This window comes from Delftia sp. CH05 (genome assembly GCF_009827015.1).
Classification (GTDB): Bacteria; Pseudomonadota; Gammaproteobacteria; order Burkholderiales; family Burkholderiaceae_C; genus Comamonas; species Comamonas tsuruhatensis.
The window spans coordinates 1-9,498 of sequence record NZ_WUMG01000079.1 but is presented as its reverse complement, the minus strand read 5'-3'; the positions used below and the strand labels follow the sequence as shown (position 1 = coordinate 9,498).

Annotated in this window: 10 protein-coding genes and 1 pseudogene; 5 read left to right on the top strand and 6 right to left on the bottom strand. The window is 69.1% G+C overall.

The features are described from left to right. Positions 1-325 (bottom strand): annotated as a pseudogene (locus GRX31_RS29695) (hypothetical protein); the annotation flags it as partial. Positions 326-582: 257 nt separating this feature from the next. Between GRX31_RS29695 and GRX31_RS29690 the strand changes: the two are divergent. Together GRX31_RS29690 and GRX31_RS29685 are read left to right on the top strand one after the other, a co-directional pair. After that, positions 583-1,485 carry a LysR family transcriptional regulator gene (locus tag GRX31_RS29690; RefSeq protein WP_016450581.1) on the top strand — a complete coding sequence of 301 codons (903 nt, stop codon included), beginning with the start codon at positions 583-585 and terminating at the stop codon, positions 1,483-1,485. Positions 1,486-1,487: 2 nt separating this feature from the next. Then, complete coding sequence (locus GRX31_RS29685; RefSeq protein WP_160856127.1) at positions 1,488-1,991, top strand: hypothetical protein; 504 nt, start codon at positions 1,488-1,490, stop codon at positions 1,989-1,991. 1 nt (position 1,992) lies between these two features. Here the strand turns inward: GRX31_RS29685 and GRX31_RS29680 are convergent, their stop codons facing one another. Next, positions 1,993-2,532, bottom strand: a complete 540-nt coding sequence (locus GRX31_RS29680; protein WP_074924061.1) for a pyridoxamine 5'-phosphate oxidase family protein — start codon at positions 2,530-2,532, stop codon at positions 1,993-1,995. A 227-nt stretch (positions 2,533-2,759) separates the two neighbouring features. On the opposite strand from GRX31_RS29680, the gene GRX31_RS29675 reads away from it, so the two are divergent. The 3 genes from GRX31_RS29675 to GRX31_RS29665 all read left to right on the top strand — a co-directional run bounded on the left by GRX31_RS29675 (position 2,760) and on the right by GRX31_RS29665 (position 5,687). Further along, a complete protein-coding gene (locus GRX31_RS29675) occupies positions 2,760-4,451 on the top strand; it encodes a long-chain fatty acid--CoA ligase (protein ID WP_160856125.1) in 1,692 nt (563 codons plus the stop codon). A gap of 143 nt (positions 4,452-4,594) precedes the next feature. Beyond that, positions 4,595-5,407, top strand: coding sequence for a class D beta-lactamase (gene blaOXA / locus GRX31_RS29670; protein WP_160856123.1), 813 nt, complete (start codon positions 4,595-4,597; stop codon positions 5,405-5,407). A gap of 61 nt (positions 5,408-5,468) precedes the next feature. Beyond that, positions 5,469-5,687 carry a hypothetical protein gene (locus GRX31_RS29665; RefSeq protein WP_016450576.1) on the top strand — a complete coding sequence of 73 codons (219 nt, stop codon included), beginning with the start codon at positions 5,469-5,471 and terminating at the stop codon, positions 5,685-5,687. An 87-nt stretch (positions 5,688-5,774) separates the two neighbouring features. Here GRX31_RS29665 and GRX31_RS29660 read toward each other — a convergent pair whose 3' ends face one another. The 4 genes from GRX31_RS29660 to GRX31_RS29645 form a co-directional block, all read right to left on the bottom strand. Next, on the bottom strand, positions 5,775-6,674 hold the full coding sequence (locus GRX31_RS29660; protein ID WP_160856121.1) for an NAD(P)/FAD-dependent oxidoreductase: 900 nt from the start codon (positions 6,672-6,674) through the stop codon (positions 5,775-5,777). Next, the gene (locus GRX31_RS29655) at positions 6,661-7,146 is read right to left on the bottom strand and encodes an Rrf2 family transcriptional regulator (protein ID WP_016453247.1); all 486 of its coding nucleotides are present in this window, start codon (positions 7,144-7,146) and stop codon (positions 6,661-6,663) included. The genes GRX31_RS29660 and GRX31_RS29655 overlap by 14 nt, the downstream gene beginning before the upstream one ends. A gap of 71 nt (positions 7,147-7,217) precedes the next feature. Continuing rightward, complete coding sequence (locus tag GRX31_RS29650; RefSeq protein WP_016450573.1) at positions 7,218-8,210, bottom strand: tripartite tricarboxylate transporter substrate-binding protein; 993 nt, start codon at positions 8,208-8,210, stop codon at positions 7,218-7,220. A 47-nt stretch (positions 8,211-8,257) separates the two neighbouring features. Next, positions 8,258-9,406, bottom strand: a complete 1,149-nt coding sequence (locus tag GRX31_RS29645; protein ID WP_016450572.1) for a porin — start codon at positions 9,404-9,406, stop codon at positions 8,258-8,260. Between the last annotated feature and the right edge of the window lie 92 nt (positions 9,407-9,498).

Below are 9,498 nucleotides of genomic sequence, written 5' to 3'. Positions count from 1 at the left end.
GGTATTTGTTGCCGTTGATGAGGTGGATGGGGTTGCCTGCGCCCTGGTGGGTGCTGCTGGAGTTGCCCTGGGTGGCGGGGCCGGCGCCGCCGCAGGGGCTGCCGCCGGGCGTGGGGGTGCAGGTGCCGCCGCCCGAGCCGCCACCGCCACCGCCGAGGTCGATGCCGCCGCCCGTGCCGGGGGCGCAGCTTTGCACGGTGGGGTCGCATTTGCCGGAGCCGCCGCCCAGGTTGGGGGCGGCAGTCGCCAGGGTGGGCGTGGCCTGGGCCAGCAGTGCGGCGAGGCATAGCAAGGCGCTGCGCAGCAGCGTGTGCCGTGGGTGCATGTGAGTTTCTCCCTCGGGATTTTTAGGAATCTCGGGCAGGAGGCGGCCATGCGTCTGGCGGGGAGCTGGTGGAGGCAAGCCTGTGTCCGGGTTGCCGGTCAATCTAGGCAGCTGCGGCGTGCTTGTCTCTAGGAATAGTCTGTTTCTGCGGCCCAAAGGGAGGAATGGGGCGGAAAAGGGGCCGGCGTGGGGCTGTGGCGCAACGGAATGCGGCCGCCCGCATGCCCCACAATCCCCGCCAAAGGAGTGCACGGGCAATGGACAGATGGCAGGCCATGCGGGTGTTTTGCGGCGTAGTGGATGCGCAGGGCTTCACGGCGGCGCAGGACAGGCTGGGCATGACGCATTCGACCGCCTCGCGCCATGTCAAATGGCTGGAGTCGGAACTGGGCACGCAGCTGCTGCAGCGCAATTCGCGCGGGCTGAGCCTGACCGAGGCGGGGCGCAGCTACTACCTCAGCTGCGTGCAGTTGCTGGAGCAGCTCGATGCGGCCGAGGCCGCGCTGGCCGTGCGCCGCGCACGCGTGGCGGGCGTGCTGCGCATCACGCTGCCGCTGGCCGTGGGCGCCATCGAGCTGGGCGACTGGCTGCCCGAGTTCGAGCAGCAATTCCCGGATCTGGAGCTGCAACTGCTGTGCACCGACCGGCTGGTGGACCTGGTGGCCGAGGGCGTGGATGCAGCCGTGCGCATCAGCCGGCAATTGCCGGACAGTGGACTGCAGGCGCGGCTGCTCACGCATTCGCCTCTGGTGCTGGTGGCTTCGCCCGCCTATCTGATGCGCCACGGGGTGGTGCAGGTGCCAGAGCAACTGGCCGCGCACCGCGCCCTGGCCTTTGCTGCGGGTCCGGCCCAGCTGCGCTGGAGCGTGGTGTCCGGGCAGGGCGCTGTCACCGAGGTCCAGCCGCTTGCGGCATTGCGCACCGATTCGGTGGCCACCATCTTCGAGGCCGCACGCGCGGGGCGGGGCATTGCGGCGCTGACCTGGCATACCGTGCGCTCGGCCATCGAGCGCGGCCAGCTGGTGCGGGTGCTGCCCTGTTTTCATCTGGGGCAGTACAGCTACCACGCGCTGTATCCGCGCACGCGGCATCTGCGCCCGGCCGTGCGTGCCTTCGTGGATTTCATGGCACGGCGCTATCGGCAGGGGCCGGGGGACTGAGCATGGTGTTCTGGAGCCGGCCGCTCGATGCGCAGGAACAGGCCTTTGTGCGCACGCACTTCGGTGCCTCGCTGGATGCGCTGCTGCCGCGCATGCGCCTTTATCTGCGCCGCCTGGGCGACACGCGCAGGGCGCTGTCCATGAATGGCGGGCGCATCTTCATGCCGCGTGCCTTCTTCACGCAGTCCGATCCGCGCCAGCCGCTGCGCCTGTCGCATCCGCAGATCGCAGGCATCTTTGCCCATGAGCTGCTGCACCAGTGGCAGCGCCTGCAGGGCATGCCCGTCACGCGGCAGGCGGCCTGGCTGCAGTTCAAGGCGCTGTGCACGCGCGGTGATCCCTATGCCTACGAGCGCTGCGACGATCCCCGGCGCATGCTGCAGCGCTTTGTCCATGCCCAGGTGGAGCAGCAGGGCCAGATGTGGGAGGACCATGTACGCGCCTGCGTGGCGGGGCAGGGCGATGCGGTGGGCGCCCTGATCGCGGCCCACGTGCGGGGCACGTGAGTCAGCTGGGCTGGATGCTCAGTGCTTCGATCAGGTCATGGGCCGACACATCGCGCGCCGCGCCAAAGCCCGCCACGTGCCGGGCGATGGATGGCGTGATGCAGACAATGCGGAAGTCGCCCAGATCGGTCATGAACGCGGCTTCGGGGAAGCGCAGCACATAGCTGTCGCGCGCGCCATCGGCCAGCACGCTGCCGGGCGGAGGTGTGCTGGCCACGCCTTCAATGGCCACGCGCTCCAGTGCATGCACGCCCTCGCCGTCCACTTCGGCCGCGCACACCAGCAGGCTGACGGCCGGGTGCAGTTCCATGGCCCGCGTGTGCGCTGCCAGCGCGCTGACGTGCAGCACAAAGCAGCCAAACTGCGCATTCCAGGCCCAGGGCACCATGGACAGACGGGGAGCGGGCAGTGCATCGCCAGCCCCGGGGGCAGGGGAGTCGGCGGGCTGGGTGGCCAGGGCCGCGCTGCGGCGGCGGGCCAGCAGATCGCGCAGCGACAGCTGCAGGCGGGACAGGTGGGGCATGGCGGGCGTGGAGGGCATGGCGCCATCGTACCCGTGGCGTACTTGTGGCGTTCCCGTGGCCGGCTTGCGAAAGCACAAGGCGAGTTGCGGTGGCATCGGTATGCCATGGGCGCTCAAGCGTCACTTTGGCGACGATTCCCTGGGGCCTTCCCCAATGCCGGGAACCGGGTGTGCGCCTAGCCTCGCTGGCAAGGCGGATTGCCGCCGTCCGATCCACTCACCGACCATTCAACGCCCATCCGTCCATGTCGACCCTGCCCGCGCACCACGCCTTCTGGCCCAGCCGTCTGCCCCATTCCATCACCGTGCCCGCCACCAGCGTATGGGAGAACCTGGCCGTCAACGCGCGCCGCTATCCCGACAAGCCGGCCATCCGCTACTTCGGCAGCTCCATCAGCTACCGCGAGCTGTGCGAGGGCACGGAGCGCATGGCGGCCTACCTGCACAGCCTGGGCGTGCAGCGCGGCGACCGCGTGATCCTGCTGATGCAGAACACGCCTCAGCTCATCCTGGCGCACTACGCCATCTTCCGCGCCAATGCCGTGGTGGTGCCGGTCAATCCCATGAACATGGCCGAGGAGCTCAAGCACTACATCACCGACGCCGACGCCAAGGTCGCCATCACCACGGCCGACCTGGCCCCCGAGCTGGCCAAGGCCAGCAACGCGCTGGCGCCGGGCCAGCGGCTCGATCACCTGATCGTCACCCAGTTCACCGATGCCTTCGATGCCGGTGTGCAGGGCGACGATGCGCCGCCTGCGCAGTGGCACGACTGGCTGCTCACCCGGCGCGAGCCGGCTGTGCTGGATGGCGGCAGCGTCCACACCTGGCAGCAGGCCCTGGCCTGCACCGACGCTGCGCCGCCCCATGTGGTGGGCCGCGACGACATGGCCGTGCTGCCCTACACCAGCGGCACCACGGGCCAGCCCAAGGGCTGCATGCACCCGCACCGCTCCATCAACCACAACGCGGTGGCGGGAAGCTACTGGGGCAGCGGCACCAGCGAGGCGGTCGTGCTGGCGGTGGTGCCCATGTTCCACATCACGGGCATGGTGTCGGTGCTGCACACGGCCATCTTCATGGGTGCCACCGTGGTGGTCATGCCGCGCTGGGACCGCGAGCTGGCCGGGCGGCTGATCTCGCGCTACCAGGTCACCAGCTGGACCAACATCCCCACCATGGTCATCGACCTGCTGGGCAGCCCCAACTTCGCGCAGTTCGACCTCACCAGCCTCAAGTACATCGGCGGAGGCGGCGCGGCCATGCCCCAGGCCGTGGCCCAGCGCCTGCTGGAGCAATACGGCCTGCGCTTTTGCGAGGGCTACGGCCTGACCGAGACCGCTGCGCCCACGCACAGCAACCCGTCCGAGCACCCCAAGCAGCAGTGCCTGGGCATTCCCTTCATGAGCACGGAGGCGCGCGTCATCGATCCTGACACCGGTGCCGAAGTGCCCCAGGGCGAGCAGGGCGAGATCGTGGTCCACGGGCCCGAGGTCTTCGACGGCTACTGGAAGCGCCCCGACGCCACGGCCCAGGTCTTCATGGAGATCGACGGCAAGCGGTTCTTTCGCACCGGCGACCTGGGCCACGTGGATGAGGACGGCTACTACTTCATCACCGACCGCCTCAAGCGCATGATCAACGCCAGCGGCTTCAAGGTCTGGCCGGCCGAGGTCGAGTCGCTGATGTTCCGCCACCCCGCCATCCAGGAAGCCTGCGTGATCTCCACGCGCGACGCCTACCGGGGCGAGTCGGTCAAGGCCGTCGTCGTGCTGCGTGCCGGCAAGGAAGACACCACGGCCGAGGACATCATCCAGTGGTGCCGCGAGAACATGGCCGTCTACAAGGCGCCCAAGGTGGTGGAGTTCGTCAAGGCCCTGCCCAAGAGCGGCAGCGGCAAGGTGATGTGGCGGCAGTTGCAGGAGGCGCAGGCGTAGCCCCGCGGGCAGTTCCCATCCATGGGCAAGTCCCACACGCGCTTGCCCAGGGCGCCGTGGGGCTGTTTGCTGCAGGGGCTCTGCAAAGGCTGCGCGCGCATCTATGATCGCGCGCCAGATACGAACACCGCAGCGCACAGCACATGCATAGATTTCCTGGAACCGCTGCCACGGCCGTGGCAGCTTTTTTTTGGGTTTCCGTTCCCGTCCCCGTTGTCGCGCACGAACTGTGCACCCTCGTCGCCGACGCCGACACGGGCCAGTCCCTGGTGCACAGCGGCCCGGCCTGCGCCGAGCGGGTCACGCCGGCCTCCACCTTCAAGATCGCCATCAGCCTGATGGGCTATGACGCCGGCATCCTGCAGGACGAGTCCCGGCCCGCGTGGCCGTACCAACCGGAGTATCCGGACTGGGGTGGGGATGCCTGGCGGCGCGATATCACGCCCCAGGCGTGGATGAAAGACTCGGTGTTCTGGTACTCGCAGCAGGTGGTGATGCGTCTGGGCCAGCAGCGCTTTGACGCCTACGTGAAGGCCTTCCGCTATGGCAACGAGGATGTCTCTGCCGTGCCAGTGGCCGACCCGGGCCACAACGGCGTGTGGGTGGTGTCTTCGCTGCGCATCTCGGCGGCCGAGCAGGTGGCCTTCATGCGCAGGATCGTGCGCCGGGAACTGCCCGTGATCAGTCAGGCCATCGACATGACCGCGCGCATCACCCGGCATCCAGTGGCCGTGGGCGGCTGGACCGTGCATGGCAAGACGGGCACGGGCTCGCCGGGCAGCGACAACCGCTACGACGCCAGCCGGGCCTATGGCTGGTACGTGGGCTGGGCCACCAAGGACCAGCGCAGGCTGGTGTTCGCCACGCTGATCCAGGACGAGCAGGCGCAAAAGCCCAATGCCGGCCTGCGCGCCCGCGATGCCCTGCTGCAGCGACTGCCTGCCGTGGACCGCTGACAATGCACGGGCCGTTCCTTTTCCGTACACCTTCCGCACACGAGCGACAGACCGACACCCGATGAAGACCATTGACGAAATGCTGAACCTGGACCTGCTCACCCCCGAGCAGCACGTTGAGATCAGCGACTGGATCGCCCGCGCGAACTCCCCCGAGGAAATACTGCAGATGCCGGCCCCCCTGTGGCAGGCCGTGGAGCGGGCCAGCGAGGCCATGGGCGTCAATGCCGATCTTCTGCGGCCGCCCGCGCTGGATGCGGGCGGCGCGGTCTTCGGATAAAGCGTGCCACGCCTCGTCCCGGACCCCTTTCCCGGCTTTCGCGGGCACATCAAAGTGCATAGCACGCTCTAGGGCGGGCGCCGCAGTTCACCATCCCATCATCGACCGGTGCGCGCCAATGCCGGCCATGGCGCCATCGCTCACGGCCATGGCCACGTTGCCGGCCGCGCGGGCCGCGTCGCCACAGGCGAACACGTTGGGGACGCTGGTGGCCTGGCCTTCCGCGACCTTGATGAAGGGACCCATGGGGCCTTCTTCCAGTGCGCAGCCCAGCTGTTCGGCCACGGGGCTGGCGATGCGGGTGCGCGGCTGGGTGAACAGGCCATCCATGACCAGGCGGCGGCCGTCCTGCAGCAGCACGTCGGCCCGGCCTTCCAGGCGTGCGATGGGGGTGGCCTCCACCTGCGTGCCGCGGCGTGCGAAGGCGGCCAGCTCATCGGCACTTGGCGCGTAGGCGCCGTTGAGCAGCAGGGTGGTCTGGCCCCAGTCGGGCAGCATGACGGCGTGGTGATGGGCCAGGGCCGAGCTGGCAATGATGCCGATGCGGCCCGCATTCATCTCGTAGCCGTGGCAGTACGGGCAGTGAAAGACGCTGCGGCCCCAGCGCTCGGCCAGTCCCGGCACGGGCGGCAGGCTGTCATGCACGCCCAGCGCCAGGACGAGGCGGGCGGCGCTGATGGCGGTGCCCGCTGCACGGAACTCCAGCCGGCCATCGGGCGCCACGCGGGCGTCCTCGGCCGTGCCGTCCAGCCACTGCACGGTGGGGTAGGCCATCAGCTGCTGCCGGGCCTGGGCGGCGATCTGGGCGGGGGCGACGCCATCCTGGGTGAGAAAGCCGTGCGATGTTTCGCCGGCCTGGTCCACGAAGCGGTTGCGCCGCAGCCCGGCATCGACCACCAGCACCTGGCGGCGCGCACGCGCCAGTTGCAGGGCGGCGGACAGGCCGGCATAGCTGCCGCCGATGATGGCGAAATCAATGTGTTTCATGCTGGTGCTCCTGCAGTTGATACCAGCCCTGGCCGCCCGCTGCGCGGTGGCGCGCCAGGCGGGCATGGAAGTCCTGGGACAGGGCAGCCAGCGTCACCGAGCCCAGCCGCGCGAGCAGGGCGGCCTCGGCCTGCTGCACCGCGTTGCTCAGCGCTTCGTTCACGGCCTGGGCGACCAGGCATTCGGGCCGGTCTTCCCTGAAGCCCAGCGACACCAGATCAGGGGCGCCCAAGGCTTCATGCACGTCGCGCAGCGTGGTGCGGTCCAGCTCGCAAGACAGCACCCAGCCCCCGCCATGGCCTTTGGCGGAGGTGACAAGGCCTGCATCGCGCAGGCCCGACATCAGCCGGCGCAGTACGACCGGGTTGGTCTGCAGCGCGGCGGCGAGCATGTCGGAGGTGGCAGGTCCATCGCCCTCGGCCATGTGCAGCAGCACATGCAGGACGTCCGAGAATTGGCTGTTCTGTTTCATGCAACATTATTTGTTGCATGAGTGTGGCCTTGTTTCGCGAAGGGATATGGACCTGCCGTCCGGGTGCGCCATCAGGACTCGCCCGTGAACCCGATCTGCTTGACCAGCGAACTCCAGCGCTCGAACTCGGCCTGCTGGTCGGCGGCCATCTCCTGCTGCGTGCTGCCGCGCGCCAGCAGGCCCAGGGCCGCCAGCCCGTCGATCACGGCCTTGTCCTTGAGCGCGGCGGTGATGGCCGCGTTGGCGTTGGCAATGGTGGCGGCCGGTGTCTTGGCGGGCGCGTAGAACCCGAACCATTCCTCCACCGTGACATCGGGAAAGCCCAGCTCGGTGAAGGTGGGCACCTCGGGCAGGAAGGGCGAGCGCTGCCTGCCCGAGGTGGCCAGCACGCGCAGGCGGCCGGCCTTCAGGTACTGCAGGTAGTCGCCGCTGGGGTTCATGGTGGCCGCGATCTGGCCGCCCACCAAGTCGGTGATGCTGGGCACGGTGCCGCGATAGGGCGCGTGCTTGAGCTCCACGCCCGAGCGCAGGCCCAGCAGCGCGCCCAGCAGGTGCGGCATGGAGCCCGCGCCCGGCGAGCCGAAGCTGGCGCGGTCGGGGTTGGCCTTGGCCCAGGCCAGGAAGTCCTTGAGCGTCTTGACCTCGGCCGGCACGGCGGGGCCCACGGCCAGGCCGTGGTAGATCACGGCGCCAATCGATACGGGCGTTGCGTCTTCGGGCCTGTAGGTCAGCTTGGGGTAGATGTGGGGATAGACCGAGAAGGCCGATACGGGGGCCAGTGCCAGCACGGAACCGTTGGGCGGGGAGTTCTTCAAGGCTTCCACCGCGATGCGGCCTCCGGCGCCGGGCTTGTTCTCCACAAAGCCCGGGCCCTTGCTGTAGGGCGTGCCGCCCAGCCGCTCGGCCACGCGGCGGGCCACGCTGTCGCCCGAGCTGCCGGCCGGAAAGCCGTACATGATCTTGACCTGGTCCAGTGCCTGGGCCAGGGCTTGCAGCGGTGACAGCGAGCCCAGGGCGGCGGCGCTGCCCAGGGCCTGGACGAAATGACGGCGATGCATCTGCATGGGATGTCTCCTGGTGAATATGGGAAAGGCAGGCGGATGGAAGCGGCTCAGAACATGTGGCGGATGCCCACGTTGATGCCGGTCTGCGAGCGTCCCGGCGCGGTGTTGCTGCCCGGCGCGCCGCCGCTGACCGAGACGGTGGCCAGGCGGTCGTTGCGGATGTGGCCGAGCTGCGTGTAGACGGCCGTGCGCTTGGACAGGTTGTAGATGGCGCGTGCCACCAGCAGGTCGGAGTCGTAGCCCGACACGCCGCGGTAGCGCAGCGTGAGCCACTGGGTTTCGAGCACCAGGGCCTCGGTGACCGGGTAGGAGGCGCCCACGTACCACAGGTTGCTGCGTGGCTTGACGGCGTCGCCGTCGTTGTCGCGGCGCAGCAGGCCGCCGCCGATCTTCACGCCGGCCAGCTTGAAGTAGCCGCCCAGGTGCAGGCGCTCGTCATGCTTGGCGCTGGAGTTCATGCCGCCGAACACCGGGTCGGTGGACGAGGCCGGCGTGCGGCCATTTTGCTGCTCGTAGCCCAGCGCCACGCCCCAGGCCGGTGTGTCGTACTTGGCGTACAGCGACCATTGGCGGCAGGCCTGCGTGTCCGATCCGCTCTCGCCCGGGCAGTTGGTGCCTGCCGGGCTGGGGCCGGCATTGACGGTGTCACGCCCGAAGCTGTAGCCCGCGCCCAGTGCCAGCCCGCCGAAGTTGCCGCGCCAGGCCAGCATGTTGTCGGCGCGCGAGTTGGGAATGTAGGCGTCCAGCGAGCCCATGGCGAAGACGGCCGGGCCGATGATGTCCGAGTCCAGCAGCGACCAGAACAGCATGGAGTTCTGGCGGCCCATGGTCAGGCTGCCCCAGTTGCCGCCCAGGCCCACCCAGCTTTGGCGGCCAAAGCCGCGCCCGCCCTGGTTGAAGGTGCCCTGGTCGGGCGCAAAGCCCGACTCCAGCGTGTAGATGGCCTTGAGGCCGCCGCCCAGGTCCTCGCTGCCGCGCAGGCCCCAGCGCGAGGGCACCATGCTGGTGGTCGATGGCATGCGGCTGAGACCGCCGCCCGCCGCCACATTGTTCAGGTGCTCCACGCCCACATCGACGATGCCGTAGAGCGTGACGCTGGAGGTGCCTTGCGCGAAGGCGCCGAAGCTGGCGCCGGAGCCGGCCAGGGCCAGCACGGCGGTGGCCGCCAGGGTCCGCGGGGATGGGGTGGTTTTCATGGTGATGTCTCCTCTGGTTTGAAAAATCGTTGCCGTCTTGGCGTGGGTGTCCGCGCGCCTTTTCTCAGGCGCAGCGGGGCCCGGCCCCGCTG

Coding starts and splice junctions, on each gene's coding strand:
- GRX31_RS29660 (WP_160856121.1), bottom strand. CDS start 6,674: ATGAAACACATTGATTTCGCCATCATCGGCGGCAGCTATGCCGGCCTG.
- GRX31_RS29675 (WP_160856125.1), top strand. CDS start 2,760: ATGTCGACCCTGCCCGCGCACCACGCCTTCTGGCCCAGCCGTCTGCCC.
- blaOXA (WP_160856123.1), top strand. CDS start 4,595: ATGCATAGATTTCCTGGAACCGCTGCCACGGCCGTGGCAGCTTTTTTT.
- GRX31_RS29655 (WP_016453247.1), bottom strand. CDS start 7,146: ATGAAACAGAACAGCCAATTCTCGGACGTCCTGCATGTGCTGCTGCAC.
- GRX31_RS29645 (WP_016450572.1), bottom strand. CDS start 9,406: ATGAAAACCACCCCATCCCCGCGGACCCTGGCGGCCACCGCCGTGCTG.
- GRX31_RS29680 (WP_074924061.1), bottom strand. CDS start 2,532: ATGCCCTCCACGCCCGCCATGCCCCACCTGTCCCGCCTGCAGCTGTCG.
- GRX31_RS29650 (WP_016450573.1), bottom strand. CDS start 8,210: ATGCAGATGCATCGCCGTCATTTCGTCCAGGCCCTGGGCAGCGCCGCC.
- GRX31_RS29665 (WP_016450576.1), top strand. CDS start 5,469: ATGAAGACCATTGACGAAATGCTGAACCTGGACCTGCTCACCCCCGAG.
- GRX31_RS29690 (WP_016450581.1), top strand. CDS start 583: ATGGACAGATGGCAGGCCATGCGGGTGTTTTGCGGCGTAGTGGATGCG.
- GRX31_RS29685 (WP_160856127.1), top strand. CDS start 1,488: ATGGTGTTCTGGAGCCGGCCGCTCGATGCGCAGGAACAGGCCTTTGTG.